Genomic DNA, 17,542 nt, shown 5'->3' on the forward strand with positions numbered 1-17,542 from the left:
ACCCCTCGTGGAAGGATGATTCGTGGTACGACGACTCCTCGTCCTCACGGCGCTCACAGCGCTTGCTCTGGCGCTCGCCGCCTCGGCTCTCGCCGCCACCATCACGGTGCGCGTCGAGGGCAAGACCCGCTCGATCTTCGGGTCGCTGCCCGTCACGGTGGAGGCGTCCAACGCCATGCAGGCGCTCGACATCGCCAGCACGCTCGGCGAGTTCCACTACCAGGTGGTCGACTCCTCCTTCGGCCCCTACGTCAGCCAGATCGGCAAGTATCCGGCCGCAGGCGCGTCGGGGTGGGTGTTCAAGGTCAACGGCGCCTCGCCGCCGGTCGGCGCCGACAAGGTCGAGCTGAAGGACGGGGACGCCGTGCTCTGGTACTTCGCCACCTTCGGCGACCTCGGCGGGCCCGCGACCCTCGAGCTGAAGGCGGCCGGAGCCGGGTGCTACGCGCTCTCCGCGCTCGACGACGCCGGCAAGAAGGTGGCGCTGCGCTCGGCGAGCCTGCACGTCGACGGCCGCCGCGTGAAGGTGCCGGCCGGCGGCAAGGCGTGCGTCGGCCGCCACACCGGGCTCGTGCGCGCCTTCGCCGTGGGTGCGGTGCGCTCCAACGCGGTGAGGTGAGCCCACGCCTGGGCATCGCGCTCCTCCTCGTCGCGCTCGCGGTCGCGGGCTGCGGCGGGGAGGGGCCGTCCCGGGCGGACGGCAGCGCCCGCCTCTGGGTGACGCGCGACCGCGGCAGCGTCGTCATGCTCGACGCCCGCGTGCCCGCGGGACAGACGCTGCTGCGTGCGCTGCGCTCGAAGCTGCCCGTGAAGACGCGCTACGGGGGGGCGTTCGTCCAGGAGATCGACGGCATCTCCGGCAGCCTGCTGCACAGGCGCGACTGGTTCTGGCTCGTGAACGGGCTCGTCGGCGATCGCTCGGCGGTTTCCTACCGGCTGCGAGACGGCGACGTCGCCTGGTGGGACTACCGCGGCTGGGAGCGAGACGCGGAGACGCTCGAGGTCGTCGTCGGCGCCTTCCCGGAGCCCTTCCGCCACGGCTACGACGGCCGCGTCCGCGCGGCGGCGGTGCGGTATGCCCCGGGCCTCGGAAGCGCGGCCCGCCGCGTCGCGAAGGCGATCGGGGCCGTCGACGTCGCTCCCGCCGCCGCGGCGGTGCCGAAGGGCGCGAACCTGTTCGAGCTCGTCGGCGGCGCGCCGCGTTTCAGGGCGGCGCTGCGGACACCCGGCAGCGGCCCGTCCGCCCCCGTGCGCTTCACCTTCGCGGGCGACGTCGACGCTCTCCTCGGCGGCGCGTTCCGGCGCAGGTTCGCGGTCCCGTGAGCGCGGGGCCCGCCGCCGCGCTGCTCGCCTCCGCCGCCGTCGCGGCGTTCCTCACCGATCGCCTGTGGGCACTCGCCGCCGTCGTGCTGGCGCTGCTCGCGATCTCCATGCGCGCGCCGGCGCGGCGCCGCTGGCCGTACCTCGCCGGCGCGCTGATCAGCGGGCTCGGCGTGATCGTGATCTCGCCGTTCACGTGGTCGTCGGGTGGAGGCACCCTCCTGTGGGAGGGGCCGACCCTGCCGCTGATCGGGCCGCTCGACCTCTCGACGGACGAGATCGAGATCGCCGCCGTCAACGGGCTGCGCCTCGTCGCGGTCGCGCTCGCCTTCTCCGTCTATGCGCTGCTGCTCGACCACGATCGCCTGGTCGCGGCCGCCGGGTTCGCGCGGCGCTCGGCGCTCGCGGTCGCGCTCGCGACACGGCTCGTGCCGTCGCTCGAGCGCGACGCAGCCGGACTCGCCGAATCGGTGCGCGGCCGCGGCGTCGAGATCGACGGCGTGCGGGGCTACGCCACGCTGCTGTCCCCACTCGTCGCGGGCTCGCTCGAGCGTGCCTCGAACCTCGCCGAGGCGATGGAGGCGCGGGGGTTCGGCCGGCCGGGCACGACGCGCGCCCCCCGGCCTCCCTGGAGCCGGCTCGACCGCGCCGCGGTCGTCTTCGCGGCCGCGTTGCCTGTCGTCGTGGCGGTCGTGCTGTGACGCTCGCCCGCGTCGACTCGCTCTCGTTCGCCTACCCCGACGGGCCGCCGGCCCTGCGCGACGTCTCGCTGGAGCTGCGCGACGGTGAGATCGTCGCCCTGCTCGGGCCGTCGGGCTCGGGCAAGTCGACGTTGCTGCGCGCTCTCGCCGGTCTCGTCCCTCATTTCCACGGCGGCCGCTTCTCGGGCCGCGTCGTCGTCGACGGCGCGGACACGCGGGCGGCACGGCCGGCAGAGCTGGCCGGCACGGTCGCCACGGTGTTCCAGGATCCGGAGGACCAGGTCGTGATGTCCATCGTCGAGAACGAGGTGGCGTTCGGGCTCGAGAACCTGGGCGCGCCGCCGGAGACGATCTGGCCCAGGGCGGGTGCGGCGCTTGCGGCCGTCGGCGTCGCCGGCCTGCGGGCGCGCCGCACGGCCGAGATCTCCGGCGGCGAGCTCCAGCGCGTCTGCCTCGCCTCCGCGCTCGCGCTCGAACCGCGACTGCTGCTGCTCGACGAGCCCACGTCCCAGCTCGACGCCGGCGGGGCGGAGGCGTTCCTCGCGGCGATCGCGGCGGCAGGGTGCGCGGTGGTGCTGTCGGAGCAGCGCGTCGGAAGGGCGCTCGACGCGGCCGACCGCGTGCTCTACCTCGAGGAGGGGAGGCTGCTGCTCGACGCGCCGGTGGGTGAGGCGCGCGCGTGGCTTGCGCGCAACCGGGCCCGCTACGCGGGCGTTGCGGAGCCGGCGGCGCTCCCCGCCGCCGCGCCGGGGCCGGAGCTCGTCGCGCTCGCTGGCGTCACGTTCGCCTACGGCGCCGGGCCGCCCGTGCTCGACGGCGTCTCGCTCGGCGTGCGCCGCGGCGAGATCGTCGCGCTCGAGGGGCGAAACGGCGCGGGCAAGTCGACGCTCGCCCGCATCGCCGCGGGCCTGCTCGAGCCTTCGTCCGGCACCGTGCGGCGCACGGGCCGGGCCGTCTACCTGTCGCAGGATCCGGGGCGCTACATGGTGCGCGAGACCGGGATCGAGGAGGTCGCGCTCGGCGTCGCGGGAGACGAGCGCCGCGCCGCGGCGGCGCTCGAGCGCTTCGGGCTCGCCTTCGCCGCCTGCCGGCACCCGCGTGACCTGTCGAGCGGCGAGCGGGAGCGGCTCGGCCTCGCCGCCGTGTCGGTGTCCGATCCCGACCTGCTCGTGCTCGACGAGCCGACGCGCGGTATCGACCCGGACCGTAAGGAGGAGCTCTCCGCCTGGCTGCGCGAGCGTGCCGCGGCGGGCTGCGGGCTGCTCGTCGCGACGCACGACCGCTCCCTCCCCGCCCACCGCCGCGTGCGGCTCGGCGCTCCCCGCGAGGTGCCTGTTGCCGTCTAGGTGGACGCTGCTCTTCTCCGGCCTCGCCGTCGCCGCGGTGCTGTGGGCCGCGCTCGACCCCGCGCGCGGCGGGTTGGCGACGCTGCTTGCCGCATTCGCGCTCGTCGCCGGCGGCTTCGCGTGGCTCGAGGGGGGGACCGACTCGGCGCGCGATCTCACCCTGGTGGCGACGCTCGGCGGGCTCGCGGCCGCGGGTCGCGTCCTCTTCGCGCCGATCCCGAACGTGCAGCCGGTGACGGTGATCGTCGCGGCGGCCGGGGTTGCGCTCGGCCCGCGCCGCGGCTTCGCCGTCGGAGCCCTCGCGGCGATCGCGTCGAACATGTTCCTCGGGCAGGGGCCGCACACGCCGTGGCAGATGCTCGCCTGGGGCGGCTGCGGCGTGCTCGCCGGGCTCGCCGCTCCGCTGCTGCGCCGGCGGCTTCCGTTCGCGGCCTTCTGCACGGTGCTCGGCTTCGCCTTCGGCCTCGTCATGGACATGTGGCTGTGGTTCGGCTTCTACCCGCACACGTGGGCCGCCCTCGCCACCGTGCTCGCCGCCGGGGTGGCGTTCAACGTCGCGCACGCCGCCGGCAACCTCGTGCTCGCGCTCGTGGCGGGGCCGGAGTTGCGGCGCGTGCTCGACCGTTACGCGCGCCGTGCCCGCACGGAGGTGGTCTGGGCGTGAGGGCTCTCGTCGCTGCTCTCGCGGCCGCCGCGCTCGCGCTCTCCGGCACGTCCGTCGCGGCCTCGGGCCCGGCTGCGGGCTCCGCGGCGTACCTCGCCGCCCGGCAGTCGGCGGGCGGAGGCTTCGCCGAAGACGGCCAGGCTCCCGACGCGTCGCTGACGGCCTGGGCGGCTCTCGCTCTCGTTGCCGCCGACGGACCGCCGGCCGCCCGGGCGGGGGCGCTCGAGTTCCTGCGCGGGCGCGGCGGCGACGTGCGCTCGGACACGGACCTGGCGCTGCGCGTGACGGCGCTCGCCGCGCTGGGAGACCGGCCCGCCGATCTTCTCGCCCGCCTGCGCCGGCACCGGCCGGGCGCCCTCGTCAACGCCACCGTGTGGACGCTGATCGCGCTCCGGGCCGCCGGCGAGCCCGCGCCGCAGTCGTTCGTCGAAGCGCTGCTGGGTGCGCAGTCTCGCAGCGGTGGCTGGTCGTGGTCGCGCGGCGGGCGGCCCGATTCGAACGATACGGCGGCGGCGATCCAGGCGCTGCGCGCGGCGGGCGTGACGGGCGCGCCGATCCGCCGCGCGGCGGCGTTCCTGCGCAGCTTCCAGAACCGCGACGGCGGCTTCGCGCTCGCGAAGGGGCGCGACTCGGACGCGCAGTCGACCGCATGGGCGATCCAGGGGCTGATCGCCGCGGGGCAGCGGCCGGGGGCGGCCGCCTTCCGGTACCTCTCGCGGCTGCGCCGGCCGGACGGCAGCTACCGCTACTCGGCGCGCTACGCGACGACGCCGGTGTGGGTGACCGCCCAGGTGGTACCGGCGCTGGCGGGCCGCTCCTTCCCGCTCGGCCGAGCCTGAGCCCGCCGCCCGCGAGCGGGCTCGGCCCGGCACGGCCGCCGGGCCGAGCCGTCCGCCTCCGTTGCTAGTGCGCCGCCGCCGTTCGGTGCATCGGCTGCGTCTCGCCGTGGGTGACCGCCCGGAAGTGGAACACGCTCGTGCCGAGCACGAAGGCGAGGAACGCGAGGTTCGCGATCAGCACGAGGCCACCCGTCGGCGACCAGAAGCCGCTCTCCGACCAGGCGGTGCCGGAGACGACGAAGAGCAGCCCGAGCACCGCGCACACGAACCCCCATGCGCGCGGGACGAAGCTCGTCCGCATCGCCGCCGCCGCGACGGCGAAGGCGAAGCCGGCGAAGACGACGCCGGTCATCAGGTCGAGGATCAACGTCGTCTCGTACAGCCCCTTGGCCGTGTTCGCATCCACGGTTCTCGCCACGTCAAAGGCGAGCGCCGCGCGCATCAGCACCGCTGCTCCCCCGAGCGCGAACGCGAGCAGGAAGCTCGCGAGCGCCGTGACGGCGAGCCGTTCCTCGCCCGCCTCGCGCATGGCCGTGACGAGGCTGCCCACGAACCAGAGCATGGCGAGCACGCCGGCGAAGACGATGAACGAGCCGGTGAGCACGGAGCCCCGGTTGTCGGTGAAGAAGGAGACGACGTCGCTTGCCGGGTCGCCGGCCTTCGGCGGCGCGCCGGCGATGAGCAGGAAGACGATGAACGCGATCGCGAATACGACGCCGCCGAGCGGCGCCAGCCTATCCCACCGTCCCTTGTCCACGATGTACCTCCTCTTGCGTTGGGACACCTTGATTGTGCGGAACGGAACGAGTCTCAGTCAAGCAGACGGGGCGGCTAGCATCGGGCGATGACCGTCGCGCCGCACGAGGATCTGCTCTCGCACCTCAACCCCGCGCAGCGTGAGGCGGTGATCCACGTCGACGGGCCGCTGCTCGTCGTCGCGGGCGCGGGCTCCGGCAAGACGCGGGTGCTCACGCACCGCGTCGCGCACCTGATCCGGGCGCACGGGGTCAGGCCGAACGAGATCCTCGCGATCACGTTCACGAACAAGGCCGCGGGGGAGATGCGGGAGCGCCTCGAGCGCATGCTCGGCGGCAGCGCCCGCGGGATCTGGATCCTCACGTTCCACGCCGCCTGCGGGCGCATCCTCCGCCGCGAGGCGGAGCGGCTCGGCTACCGCTCGAACTTCACGATCTACGACTCCGCCGACCAGCTGCGCGTCGTGAGGGACTGCCTCGAGGATCTCGGCAAGGACCCGAAGCGGTTCCCGCCGCGGGGAATCCACGGCCAGATCTCGAACGCGAAGAACCAGCTCATAGGGCCCGAGGAGTACCTGCGCCGCGTGTCCTCGTTCTACGACCGCACCGTGGCCGAGGTGTACGAGGCCTACCAGCGGCGACTCGTCTCCTCGAACGCGGTCGACTTCGACGACATGCTGATGCTCACCGTCGAGGTGTTCGAGCGCTTCCCCGAGGCGCTCGCGCACTGGCAGCACGCGTTCCGCTACGTGCTCGTGGACGAGTACCAGGACACGAATCACGCGCAGTACCGGCTGCTGCAACTGCTCGCGGCCGAGCACCGCAACGTGTTCGCGGTCGGAGATCCTGACCAGTCGGTTTACGGGTTCAGAGGCGCCGACATCCGCAACATCCTCGACTTCGAGCGTGACTTCCCGGGCGCCCGCTCGATCGCGCTCGAGCAGAACTACCGCTCCACGAACGCGATCCTCGAAGCCGCGAACGCCGTGATCGAGAACAACCGCGACCGCAAGCCGAAGCGGCTCTACTCGGAGCTCGGCGCGGGCGAGCCCGTCCAGGTCGTCGAGGTGGAGGACGAGCACGCCGAGGCGCGCTTCGTCGCGGCCGAGATCGCGCGCCTGGTCGAGAACGGCTGGTCGGCCGCGGAGATCGCCGTCTTCTACCGCACGAACGCCCAGTCCCGCGTGCTGGAGGACGTGCTCGTGCGCCAGCAGATCCCCTACCAGGTGATCGGCGGGCCGCGCTTCTACGAGCGCGCGGAGATCAAGGACGCCGTCGCGTACCTGTCGCTGCTCGACAACCCGGCCGACGCGGTGGCGCTGATGCGCGTCGCCAACCGGCCCCGGCGCGGCATCGGCGACACCTCGCTGCAGCGGCTCGCCACCTACGCCGACGCCATGGGCATCTCGTTGTGGGAGGCGCTCGCCGATCCCGACGCGGCCGGCCTCGGCACCGCCGCCGTGAAGGCGGTGCGCGGCTTCCACACGCTCATGCAGTCGCTGCAGGCGAGCGCCCAGGAGCTCGAGATCGACGAGCTCGTGCAGGCGGTGCTCGACCGCAGCGGCATGCTCGAGGCCTACCGCGCGGAGCGGACGATCGAGGCGCGCGGCCGCATCGAGAACCTCGAGGAGCTCGTCGGCGTCGCCGGCGAGTACCGCGCCGGGCGCGAGGAGCCCACGCTGTCGGGGTTTCTGCAGGAGATCTCTCTCGTGTCCGACCAGGACGGCCTGCGCGGCGAGGAGCCGGTCGTGACGCTGATGACGATCCACAACGCGAAGGGCCTCGAGTTCCGCGGCGTGTTCCTGATCGGCATGGAGGAAGGGATCTTCCCGCACTCCCGCTCGATCGACGACAACGAGATCGAGGAGGAGCGCCGCCTCGCCTACGTCGGGATGACACGGGCGATGGAGCGGCTGACGCTGACGCATGCGACGGCGCGCTCGCTCTACGGGCGCCGGGACTCCAACCTCGCGTCCCGGTTCCTCGACGAGTTGCCGGGCGATGTCGAGCGCGAGCGGCTGCGGCCGGCGTCGTGGTCGGGCTGCGGCTCGCCGCGGCAGGCGTCCTCGCCGCCCTCGCGCGGCGCCTCCGAGATCCCGTCGCTGCAGACCGGCGACTCCGTGCGCCACGGCTCGCTCGGCGAGGGCGTCGTCACCCGGATCGAGCCCGGCGGCGTCGTCACCGTGCGGTTTCGCGACGACGGCAGCGAGCGGCGGCTGATGCTCGAGTACGCGCCGCTGGAGAAGATCGCCTGATGGCGCTGCGCGTCCGCAGGGCGAAGGACCTCGCCGAGTACGCGCACGCGTTCGGCGCCATCGGCCACTACTTCGGGGGCAACAGGGACGAGGACGTCAGGCGCTTCTCGCGGCTGATGCCGCTCGAGCGGATGCACGCGGCGTTCGACGGCTCGGAGATCGTCGGGGGCGCGGGCGTCTTCCCGCTCGAGCTGACGGTCCCCGGCGGGCACGTGCGCTGCGCGGGCGTCTCGGTGGTCGGGGTGCTGCCGACGCATCGGCGTCGCGGCATCCTCGACCGCATGATGCGGGCGCAGCTCGCCGACATGCGCGAGCGAGGCGAGCCCGTCGCCGCCCTGTGGGCGTCGGAGGAGACGATCTACGGTCGCTTCGGCTACGGGATGGCGGCGCAGGACGTGATGATCCGCGCGAGCCGCGTCCACGCAGCGCTCCAGCAGGGTCTGCCCGCCGCGAACGCCTCGAGCCGGCTCGTCGGCCACCACGAGGCGCTCGAGACGTTTCCCCGCATCTACGAGCGCGTGCGTCGCCGCACGCCCGGATTCCTCGGCCGCTCGCCGGAGTGGTGGGAGTCGAAGACGCTGCGAGACGACGTGGACAGCCGCCGCGGTGCCGGCGAGTTGAACCGCGCCCTGCTCGAGCTCGATGGCCGGCCGGCCGGCTATGCGCTCTACCGCATCAAGCTCGAGTTCGACGATGTGTCGAGCAAGAGACAGGTGCGGGTCGTCGAAGCGGTCGCCGACTCACCCGCCGCGATGCGCGAGCTCTGGCGCTTCCTCCTCGGCATCGACTGGGTGGAGGAGATTCGCTGCGACCTGCTCCCGGTCGACCATCCGCTCTTCCTCCTCGTGCAGCGGCCGAACAGGCTTGCCTGGAAGGTGTTCGACGGACTCTGGGTCAGGTTCGTCGACGTCGGCGCGGCGCTCTCGGCCCGGGGGTACGCGAGCGACGGGCGTGCCACGTTCGAGCTCTTCGGCGACCCGGTGTTCGCCGGCAACGACGGCAGGTGGACCGTCGACGGCGGTGTCGCGACGCGCTCGCGGCGCCGTCCCGACGTGCGCCTCGACGTCCAGGCGCTCGCAGCCGCCTACCTCGGCGGGTTCAGCTTCGCCGAGCTCGCGCGGGCGGGCCGTGTCGAGGAAGTCGACCGCGGCGGGATCGCCCGTGCCGACGCGCTGTTCCGCGTCGACGCGAAGCCGTGGTGTCCGGAGATCTTCTGACGTTGTCGTGACCGAGGTCATCGACGTGCCGCGCCCGCTCGCTGAGGCGCTCGCCTACGCGGCGGACTTCGCGATGGCCGCCGACCGGGATCGCGGCGTCGCCGAGTCGCGCAGGGTCAGCGACGGCCCGGTCGCGGCGGACACGATCGAGTTCGAGGCGCTCGCCGGCCCGCAGCAGGCGCTCGGCCCGGCCCGAGACACCCCGGGCCCGGCCCGCGCAGCGGGGAGCCGGGCGGGAGTGTCGTGTCGGGCTCTTCCACCAGCCCCGGCCGGCACTACCGTTCACCGCGCCGTGGGGGGTTGGGGAAGTCGGGTGCGGTGCCTCGCGGGTTTTTCCCGTCGATGCCGTACATAATCCGTAAGAAGTACTGACCGGCTCGGCGGCTCGCCCACGCTGTCAGCGGCTGCGGGCACACGTAGCGTCGGGGATCATGGCTGCTCCGGAGCACCCCCCGAATGCGCGCGGCGGCTCCAATCGTGCGCTGCTGCTCGCAACCGTCGCGTTCGCGGTGTCGTTCAGCGCCTGGAGCCTGATCGCGCCGCTCGCCAAGACGTTTCAGGACAACCTCGATCTCTCGAACACGCGGACGCTCTTCCTCAACGCCGTCCCGGTCGTCCTCGGGTCGCTGTTGCGGATCCCCTTCGGAGCGCTCACCGACCGGTACGGCGGGAGGAGGGTATTCACCGCCATCCTCCTCTTCTCTGCGGCTCCCGCGGCCCTCTTCGGCTTCGTGGACAGCTACTGGGGTCTTCTCGTCGTCGGCTTCTTCCTCGGTGTCGCGGGGGCGTCGTTCGCCGTCGGCGTGCCTTTCGTCGCAGGCTGGTTCCCGAAGGAGCGCCAGGGATTCGCTCTCGGCGTGTACGGGATGGGCAACATCGGCACGGCTGTGGCGGCCTTCGGGGCCCCGGCGATCAACAAGCACTGGGGTCGTCCGACGCTCGGCGTCGTCGCGGCCCTCGTGGCCCTCGTCACCGCGGTTGTGTTCTCCGTGCTCGCGGAGAATCCACCTCGTCCGGGTGCGCCGACCCGCTACGGCGACGTGATCCGCGCGGGCTGGAGGCTCTACCGGCTGGCGCTGCTCTACTTCGTCACGTTCGGCGGCTTCGTGGCGATGGCTATCTTCCTGCCGAAGCTACTGAAGGACTGGTTCGGCTACTCGCTCACCGATGCCGGACTGCGGGCTGCAGGGTTCGCCGTGATCGCCACGCTCGCACGGCCGCTGGGCGGCTGGCTCTCGGACAGGATCGGCGCCACCACCGTCCTCGTCGTCGCGTTCATCGGCACCGGGATCAATGCGGCGGCGCTCACGTTGCTCGCCGGCAACCCGAGGATCGTGCCCGTCACGCTTTCCTTCCTGACGCTCGCCGCGTTCCTCGGCTCGGGCAACGGCGCCGTGTTCAAGCTCGTACCGCACGAGTTCCCCGATGCCACGGGCGCCGCAACGGGCATCGTCGGTGCGGCAGGCGGTCTCGGCGGCTTCTTCCCGCCGATCGTGATGGGCATCGTCAAGGACCATTTCGACACCTATGCGCTCGGCTTCGTCGGGCTGTTCGCGTTCTGCCTGTTCTGCCTCGCGGTTGTCGTCGCGATGCGGCGCGGCCGCCATGGTGCGCCGACGCCGGTGACCGGATGAGCTCGGTTCTCGACAGCTCGCGGTTCTTCGACCGGGGCGAGCGCTCCGCCGAGCGGTGGAGCGCGCTCCTGTCGGGCGGCCGCGAGTGGGAGAGCTTCTACCGCCGCCGCTGGCAGCACGACCGCGTCGTGCGCTCGACCCACGGCGTCAACTGCACCGGCTCGTGCTCGTGGAAGATCCACGTCAAGGACGGGATCGTCGCGTGGGAGACCCAGCAGACCGACTACCCGTCGAACGGCGCCGACGTCCCGGAGTACGAGCCGCGCGGCTGCCCGCGCGGGGCGTCGTTCAGCTGGTACCTCTACTCGCCCATCCGGGTCAGGTACCCCTACGTGCGCGGCGTCCTCGTCGAGATGTGGCGCGAGGCGCTGGCCGCCACGGGCGACCCGGTCGAGGCGTGGGCCTCGATCGTCGAGGATCCGGAGAAGTCGCGCGCGTACAAGAGCCTGCGCGGCAAGGGCGGATTCGTCCGCTCGAGCTGGTCCGAGGTGACCGACATCATGGCCGCAGCGCACGTGTACACGGTGGCGCGGTACGGCCCGGATCGCGTCGCGGGCTTCTCGCCGATCCCTGCGATGTCGATGGTGTCGTACGCGGCGGGGACGCGGTTCCTGTCGCTGATCGGCGGCATCTGCCTCAGCTTCTACGACTGGTATGCCGACTTGCCTCCGGCATCGCCGCAGGTGTGGGGAGACCAGACCGACGTGCCGGAGTCGGCCGACTGGTGGAACGCCGGCTACGTGATCCTGTGGGGCTCGAACATCCCGCAGACGAGGACGCCAGACGCCCACTTCATGACGGAGGCGCGCTACCGCGGGCAGAAGGTCGTCGTCGTCTCGCCCGACTTCGCGGGCCACACGAAGTTCGCCGACCACTGGCTGCCCGCCGCCGCCGGCTCCGACGGGGCGCTCGCGCTCGCGATGACCCACGTCATCTTCAAGGAGTTCCACCTCGACCGTGAGGTGCCGTACTTCCGCGACTACGCGAAGAAGACGACCGATCTGCCGTGCCTCGTGCGCCTGCGCGGGCGCGACGGTGCCTACGTCGCCGACCGGTTCCTCCGTGCCTCCGACCTCGGGGAGACCTCCGAGCATGCCGACTGGAAGACCGTCGTGCTCGACGAGTCGTCGGGCGCGGCCACCGTGCCCAACGGGTCGATCGGGTTCCGTTGGGGCGACGAGGGGATGGGCAAGTGGAACCTGGAGCTGGAGGAGGTCGACCCCGCGTTGACGCTGCTCGGCCGCCACGACGAGCTCGTCGAGCTCGACCTGCCCCGCTTCGACGTCGCCGGCGAGGGCGGCGACGTGCTCCGCCGCGGCGTCCCCGCGAAGCGGATCGGGAACGAGCTCGTGACGACCGTGTTCGACCTCTTCGCCGCCCAGCTGGGGCTGCACCGCGAAGGCCTTCCGGGCGAATGGCCCGCCGGCTACGGCGACCCCGCCCCCTACACGCCCGCCTGGCAGGAGGCGATCACCGGCGTCGACGCCGGGCTCGTCGTCCGCATCGCGCGCGAGTTCGCGCGCAACGCCGAGCGCACGAACGGCCGCTCGATGATCATGCTCGGCGCCGGCACGAACCACTGGTTCCACAGCGACCAGATCTACCGCGCCATCCTGTCGATGCTCATCCTGACCGGCTGCCAGGGGGTCAACGGCGGCGGTTGGGCGCACTATGTCGGCCAGGAGAAGGTGCGGCCGATCAGCGGCTGGTCGACGGTCGCCTTCGCGCTCGACTGGGCTCGTCCGCCGCGCCAGCAGGCGACGACGCCGTTCTGGTTCCTGATGAGCGACCAGTTCCGCTTCCAGCGCACGGGCGCAGACCACTTCTCCACGCCGCTCGGGAACGGCTCGCTCGAGGGCAAGCATCTCGCCGACTGCTACGCGCTCGCCGCACGGCTCGGCTGGATGCCGTCCTACCCGACGTTCGACCGCAACCCGCTCGAGATCACACACGCGGCCGACGCAGCGGGAGTCGACATCAAGGACTACGTCGTCCGCGAGCTGCAGTCGGGCGGCATCCGCTTCGCCGCCGAGGATCCGGACGGCCCCGGCAACTGGCCGCGCGTCCTGACGCTGTGGCGGGCGAACCTGCTCGGCTCGTCGAGCAAGGGTCACGAGTACTTCCTGCGGCACGTGCTGGGCGTCGAGAACGACGCGATCCGCAACGACGAGGCGCCGCCCGAGCGTCGCCCCCGGGATGTCGTCTGGCGGGACGAGGCGCCGATCGGCAAGTTCGACCTGTTCACGACGATCGACTTCCGCATGAACGGCTCGGCGCTCTACTCCGACGTCGTCCTGCCCGCGGCCACCTGGTACGAGAAGCACGATCTCTCGTCCACCGACCTGCACCCGTTCGTGCACTCGTTCAACGAGGCGGTACCGCCCCCCTGGGAGACGAAGACCGACTTCGACGTCTTCGGCCTGGTCGCGAAGCGGTTCTCCGAGCTGGCCGACAAGCACCTCGGCGTGCGCAAGGATCTCGTTGCGGCGCCGCTCCTGCACGACACGCCGGCCGAGCTCGCGCAGCCGTTCGGCGAGGTACGCGACTGGCAGAAGGGCGAGTGCGAGCCCGTTCCCGGGTTGACGATGCCGAACCTCGTCACCGTCGAGCGCGACTACCCCGATGTCTGGGAGAAGTGGCGCCGTCTCGGCCCGCTCGCCGAGCAGCTCGGCTCGAGCGCCAAGGGGGTCCCGCTCCTGCCCGACGTCGAGGTGGAGGAGCTCGGCCGCCGCAACGGGCTCATCGACGGCCGTCCGAGCCTCGCCCGCGACGTGCACGTGTGCGAGACGATCCTCGCGCTCTCCGGCGTCACGAACGGCCGCCTCGCACACGAGGGCTTCAAGGGGCTCGAGCGGCGCACCGGCATGAAGCTCTCCGACATCTCCGAGGAGCACCGCGACGTGCGCATCACCTTCGGCGACACGCAGGTGCAGCCACGGAAGGTGTTGGCGTCGCCGGAATGGTCGGGGATGGAGTCGCGGGAGCGGCGCTACTCGCCGTTCACGATCAACATCGAGCGCTCGGTACCGTTCCGCACGCTCACGGGCCGTCAGCAGTTCTACGTCGACCACGCCTGGATGCTCGACATGGGCGAGGGGCTGCCCGTCTACCGGCCGCCGGTCGACGTCGTCGGCACGGTCGGCGACCAGGGCTCCGGCGACCCGACGCGCAAGGACGTGCACCTGCGCTGGCTGTCACCGCACTCGAAGTGGTCGATCCACTCCGAATTCCAGGACAACCTGCACATGCTGACGCTGTTCCGCGGCGGCCCCGTCGTGTGGATCGGCGTCGAGGACGCGGCGAAGATCGAGGTCGCCGACAACGACTGGGTCGAGGTGTTCAACCGCAACGGCGTCATCACTGCGCGCGCCGTCGTCTCCCACCGCGTGCCGGAAGGCGTCGCGATGATGTACCACTCGCAGGACCGCCACGTGAACGTGCCCCGTAGCGAGCTCTCCGGCACGCGCGGCGGCACCGACAACTCGGTCACGCGCATCTCCATGAAGCCGACCCACCTCGTCGGCGGCTATGCCCAGCTCTCCTACGGGTTCAACTACTACGGCCCGACCGGCTCGCAGCGTGACGAGGTCGTCGTCGTGCGGAAGCTCGCCGGCGAGGTGGTGTACTGATGCTCGTCCGGGCGCAGGTCGCGATGGTGATGAACCTCGACAAGTGCATCGGCTGCCACACGTGCTCGGTCACCTGCAAGAACGTGTGGACGAACCGGCGCGGCGTCGAGTACGCGTGGTTCAACGACGTCGAGACGAAGCCGGGCATCGGCTACCCGAAGCGCTGGGAGGACCAGGCGCGCTGGAAGGGCGGCTGGGAGCTCCGCGGCGGCAAGCTTCGCCTCCGCGCCGGCGGACGGCTGCGCAAGCTCGCGACGCTGTTCTTCAACCCGGAGCTGCCGACGCTCGACGACTACTACGAGCCGTGGACGTACGACTACGAGACGCTGACGACGGCGCCCGTGCAGCGCCACCAGCCGGTGGCGCGCCCCGCGTCGCAGGTCACGGGCAGGCCGCTCGACCTGCAGTGGGGCCCGAACTGGGAGGACGACCTCGCCGGCGGGCCCGAGGGGGCGCGGCTCGACCCCAACCTGCGTGACGGCGTCGAGGAGCAGGTGCGGCTCGAGTACGAGAGCGCGTTCATGTTCTACCTCCCGCGCATCTGCGAGCACTGCCTCAACCCCTCGTGCGTCGCCTCGTGCCCGTCGGGCGCGATGTACAAGCGCGAGGAGGACGGCATCGTGCTCGTCGACCAGGGGCAGTGCCGCTCCTGGCGCATGTGCGTGAGCGGCTGCCCGTACAAGAAGGTCTACTTCAACTGGGGCACCGGGAAGGCCGAGAAGTGCACGCTCTGCTACCCGCGCATCGAGGCGGGCCAGCCCACGATCTGCTCCGAGACATGCGTCGGCAAGATCCGCTACCTCGGCGTCGTGCTCTACGACGCCGACCGCGTCGAGGCCGCCGCGTCCGTGCCCGACGAGAAGGACCTGCTCGCGGCCCAGCTCGACCTGTTCCTCGACCCGGACGACCCCGAGGTGCAGGCGGCAGCCCGTGCCGACGGGATCCCGGACGACTGGCTCGAGGCCGCAACCCGCTCACCCGTCTACGCGCTCGCCGTTACGCACCGGGTCGCCCTGCCGCTGCACCCCGAGTACCGCACCCTGCCGATGGTCTGGTACGTGCCACCTCTCTCGCCCGTGATGAGCCTCGTTGAGGGCAACGGCTCCGACGCCGACCCAGACGACGTCTTCCCCACGATCGACGAGCTGCGAATCCCCGTCGAGTACCTCGCTAACCTCCTCACCGCCGGCGACCCCGAGCCGGTGCGGCTGGCGCTGAAAAGGCTGGCCGCGATGCGCGGCTTCGTCCGCGAGCGCAACCTCGGCGGCGAGCCCGACGCGGCGATCGCGTCCGCGGTCGGCATGGAACCCGCCGAGATCGACCACATGTTCAGGCTGCTCGCCGTCGCGAAGTACGACGAGCGCTACGTGATCCCGAAGACCCACGGTGAGATCGGCATCAATCCGATGGCGCGGCAGGGCGCCTGCGGCCTCGACTTCCCGGGCGGCCCCGGCAGCTGCGGCGAACTGGGCAAGGCGAAGGATCCGTTCGGAGGCGAGCCACTCGCCGCCGGCGGCGCCGGCAACGTCACCTTCATGGACTTCCGGAGGAAGGGCGGATGAGCTGGAAGCTCCTCTCCGTCCTGCTCCAGTATCCGGACGACGCGCTCCTCGAAGCGATGGCCGAGCTCGAGCTCACCGCCGCGCAACTGCCGCCCGCGCAGCGCACACCAGTCGACGGATTCCTTGCCTACCTGCGCGCGACCCCTCCGGCTGTCCTGCGCCAGGCGTACGTGGAAGCGTTCGACTTCGACCGGCGCTCCGCCATGCACCTGACGTGGCACACCCACGGCGACCGGCGCCAGCGCGGCATCGAGCTCGTACGCCTCAAGCGCCACTACGCAGAGGCGGGGCTGCCGCTCGCCGACGGCGAGCTCCCCGACTACCTGCCGGTCATCCTCGAGTTCACCGAGCTGCGACCCGGTGAAGGGATCGAGCTTCTCGTCGGGCTGCGGCCGTCGCTCGAGCTCGTCCGTGCCGCCCTGCATCGGAGGCAAAGCCCGTACGCCGGCCTGCTTGACGCCGTCTGCGTCGTGCTGCCGAAGCCGACCGCCCGCCAGCTGGAGCAGGCGCGACGGCTCGCGCTCGAAGGGCCCCCGGCAGAGCTGGTCGGGCTCGAGCCGGTCAGCGCCCCGGACGCAGTCGGAGCCGGAGCATGAGCCGACTCGACTTCCTGCTCTGGGTTGCACTGCCGTACCTGTGCATCGCCTCGTTCACGGTCGGGCACATCTGGCGCTACTGCCGCGACCAGTTCATGTGGACAGCCCGTTCCACACAGCTGCTCGAACGCAAGCTGCTGATGATCGGCAGCGTCCTCTTCCACTTCGGCATGCTCGCCGCCATCGGCGGCCACCTGCTCGGCATCCTCGTACCGCGGTCTGCGACGGAAGCCGTCGGGATCTCAGACGACGCCTACCACTGGCTCGCCGTCATGGGAGGCCTCGCCGCAGCGGCGCTCGTCGCCGCCGGAATCGCCGTACTCGCCTACCGGCGACTTACCGTGCCGCGCGTCGCCGCCACGACGCTCCGCAGCGACAGGATCCTCTACCCGCTGCTCGTGCTGACGGTCGTGGCCGGGATCGCGGCCACGACCGACACCGTCATCGACCGCTACGCCTACCGCGAGACGGTCAGCCCCTGGTTCCGCGGCATCTTCACCCTCCAACCTGATGGGGAGCTGATGGTCGGAGCACCCATCGTCTTCCAGTTGCACGTCATCACCGCCTGGCTCCTGCTCGCCGTCTGGCCCTTCACCCGGCTTGTGCACGTGTGGAGCGTTCCCGTCACCTACCTCGGACGCGCCCCCATCCTCTACCGGCGCCGCGCGCAGGGCGGGAGACGGCGTCAGGCGGCACGCTCGTGACGACCGTCCATCGCAACCGGCACGATCTCGCGGCGCGCCCCATCCGCGGGGCGATCACCGCTCGTGGGAAGAAGCTCTCGATCGGCGACACTGTCGGCGCCGCGCGGCGGCTGTTCGCGAACGAGTCCGTGCGGGTCGTTCCTGTGCGCGACGGCGGCCGAGGAGGCGCGGCAGCCCTCGACGCCGAGGGCTCCACGTGGCTCGTCGTCCCAGACGACGACGGCACCACCAACGTCGGTCTCGTCTGCCTCCGTAGCGATCGGATTCGGCTCTGCCCCGATGCGGAATGCCACACCGGACCCACATCCTCCTCCTGAAAG

At 71.9% G+C, this 17,542-nt stretch carries 15 protein-coding genes; 14 read left to right on the forward strand and 1 reads right to left on the reverse strand.

Going from position 1 to position 17,542, the window contains the following annotated elements; all coding sequences use genetic code 11:
- Window positions 1–22 precede the first annotated feature (22 nt).
- Genes Gocc_RS14240 through Gocc_RS14265 form a run of 6 tightly spaced genes read left to right on the forward strand, consistent with a single transcriptional unit; the run spans window position 23 to window position 4,870 of the window.
- Window positions 23–619: a DUF4430 domain-containing protein gene (locus Gocc_RS14240; protein WP_114797234.1), complete on the forward strand. Its 597-nt coding sequence runs from the start codon at window positions 23–25 to the stop codon at window positions 617–619.
- Window positions 616–1,323 carry a DUF4430 domain-containing protein gene (locus Gocc_RS14245; protein WP_114797235.1) on the forward strand — a complete coding sequence of 236 codons (708 nt, stop codon included), beginning with the start codon at window positions 616–618 and terminating at the stop codon, window positions 1,321–1,323. Before Gocc_RS14240 ends, Gocc_RS14245 begins: the two co-directional genes overlap by 4 nt.
- Entirely contained in the window at window positions 1,320–2,021 is a 702-nt protein-coding gene (locus Gocc_RS14250; protein WP_114797236.1) for an energy-coupling factor transporter transmembrane component T family protein, read from the forward strand. Before Gocc_RS14245 ends, Gocc_RS14250 begins: the two co-directional genes overlap by 4 nt.
- Entirely contained in the window at window positions 2,018–3,367 is a 1,350-nt protein-coding gene (locus tag Gocc_RS14255) for an ABC transporter ATP-binding protein (RefSeq protein ID WP_181813716.1), read from the forward strand. The genes Gocc_RS14250 and Gocc_RS14255 overlap by 4 nt, the downstream gene beginning before the upstream one ends.
- Window positions 3,357–4,031 (forward strand): ECF transporter S component, encoded by a 675-nt coding sequence (locus Gocc_RS14260; RefSeq protein WP_147281324.1) that lies wholly within the window; start codon window positions 3,357–3,359, stop codon window positions 4,029–4,031. The genes Gocc_RS14255 and Gocc_RS14260 overlap by 11 nt, the downstream gene beginning before the upstream one ends.
- Window positions 4,028–4,870 (forward strand): prenyltransferase/squalene oxidase repeat-containing protein, encoded by an 843-nt coding sequence (locus Gocc_RS14265; protein ID WP_181813717.1) that lies wholly within the window; start codon window positions 4,028–4,030, stop codon window positions 4,868–4,870. Before Gocc_RS14260 ends, Gocc_RS14265 begins: the two co-directional genes overlap by 4 nt.
- A gap of 64 nt (window positions 4,871–4,934) precedes the next feature.
- Here Gocc_RS14265 and Gocc_RS14270 read toward each other — a convergent pair whose 3' ends face one another.
- Complete coding sequence (locus Gocc_RS14270) at window positions 4,935–5,627, reverse strand: hypothetical protein (RefSeq protein WP_114797239.1); 693 nt, start codon at window positions 5,625–5,627, stop codon at window positions 4,935–4,937.
- Between the two features lie 87 nt (window positions 5,628–5,714).
- Between Gocc_RS14270 and Gocc_RS14275 the strand changes: the two genes are divergently transcribed.
- The 8 genes from Gocc_RS14275 to Gocc_RS14315 all read left to right on the forward strand — a co-directional run bounded on the left by Gocc_RS14275 (window position 5,715) and on the right by Gocc_RS14315 (window position 17,539).
- The gene (locus Gocc_RS14275; RefSeq protein ID WP_114797240.1) at window positions 5,715–7,880 is read left to right on the forward strand and encodes an ATP-dependent helicase; all 2,166 of its coding nucleotides are present in this window, start codon (window positions 5,715–5,717) and stop codon (window positions 7,878–7,880) included.
- Entirely contained in the window at window positions 7,880–9,097 is a 1,218-nt protein-coding gene (locus tag Gocc_RS14280) for a GNAT family N-acetyltransferase (protein WP_114797241.1), read from the forward strand. Before Gocc_RS14275 ends, Gocc_RS14280 begins: the two co-directional genes overlap by 1 nt.
- A gap of 431 nt (window positions 9,098–9,528) precedes the next feature.
- The gene (locus Gocc_RS14290) at window positions 9,529–10,731 is read left to right on the forward strand and encodes an MFS transporter (protein WP_114797243.1); all 1,203 of its coding nucleotides are present in this window, start codon (window positions 9,529–9,531) and stop codon (window positions 10,729–10,731) included.
- On the forward strand, window positions 10,728–14,360 hold the full coding sequence (locus Gocc_RS14295; RefSeq protein ID WP_114797244.1) for a nitrate reductase subunit alpha: 3,633 nt from the start codon (window positions 10,728–10,730) through the stop codon (window positions 14,358–14,360). The genes Gocc_RS14290 and Gocc_RS14295 overlap by 4 nt, the downstream gene beginning before the upstream one ends.
- Entirely contained in the window at window positions 14,360–15,922 is a 1,563-nt protein-coding gene (gene narH, locus Gocc_RS14300) for a nitrate reductase subunit beta (RefSeq protein WP_114797245.1), read from the forward strand. Before Gocc_RS14295 ends, narH begins: the two co-directional genes overlap by 1 nt.
- Complete coding sequence (gene narJ / locus Gocc_RS14305; protein WP_114797246.1) at window positions 15,919–16,518, forward strand: nitrate reductase molybdenum cofactor assembly chaperone; 600 nt, start codon at window positions 15,919–15,921, stop codon at window positions 16,516–16,518. Before narH ends, narJ begins: the two co-directional genes overlap by 4 nt.
- Window positions 16,515–17,222, forward strand: coding sequence for a respiratory nitrate reductase subunit gamma (gene narI, locus Gocc_RS14310; protein WP_114797247.1), 708 nt, complete (start codon window positions 16,515–16,517; stop codon window positions 17,220–17,222). The genes narJ and narI overlap by 4 nt, the downstream gene beginning before the upstream one ends.
- Complete coding sequence (locus tag Gocc_RS14315) at window positions 17,219–17,539, forward strand: hypothetical protein (RefSeq protein WP_114797248.1); 321 nt, start codon at window positions 17,219–17,221, stop codon at window positions 17,537–17,539. Before narI ends, Gocc_RS14315 begins: the two co-directional genes overlap by 4 nt.
- Window positions 17,540–17,542 lie beyond the last annotated feature (3 nt).

Origin of the sequence: Gaiella occulta (assembly GCF_003351045.1) — a bacterium.
Lineage (GTDB): Bacteria > Actinomycetota > Thermoleophilia > Gaiellales > Gaiellaceae > Gaiella > Gaiella occulta.

What these genes read in the sequence shown, in the direction of transcription:
- narJ (WP_114797246.1), top strand. Translation starts at nt 15,919, where the DNA reads ATGAGCTGGAAGCTCCTCTCCGTCCTGCTCCAGTATCCGGACGACGCG.
- Gocc_RS14290 (WP_114797243.1), top strand. Translation starts at nt 9,529, where the DNA reads ATGGCTGCTCCGGAGCACCCCCCGAATGCGCGCGGCGGCTCCAATCGT.
- Gocc_RS14275 (WP_114797240.1), top strand. Translation starts at nt 5,715, where the DNA reads ATGACCGTCGCGCCGCACGAGGATCTGCTCTCGCACCTCAACCCCGCG.
- narH (WP_114797245.1), top strand. Translation starts at nt 14,360, where the DNA reads ATGCTCGTCCGGGCGCAGGTCGCGATGGTGATGAACCTCGACAAGTGC.
- Gocc_RS14295 (WP_114797244.1), top strand. Translation starts at nt 10,728, where the DNA reads ATGAGCTCGGTTCTCGACAGCTCGCGGTTCTTCGACCGGGGCGAGCGC.
- narI (WP_114797247.1), top strand. Translation starts at nt 16,515, where the DNA reads ATGAGCCGACTCGACTTCCTGCTCTGGGTTGCACTGCCGTACCTGTGC.
- Gocc_RS14280 (WP_114797241.1), top strand. Translation starts at nt 7,880, where the DNA reads ATGGCGCTGCGCGTCCGCAGGGCGAAGGACCTCGCCGAGTACGCGCAC.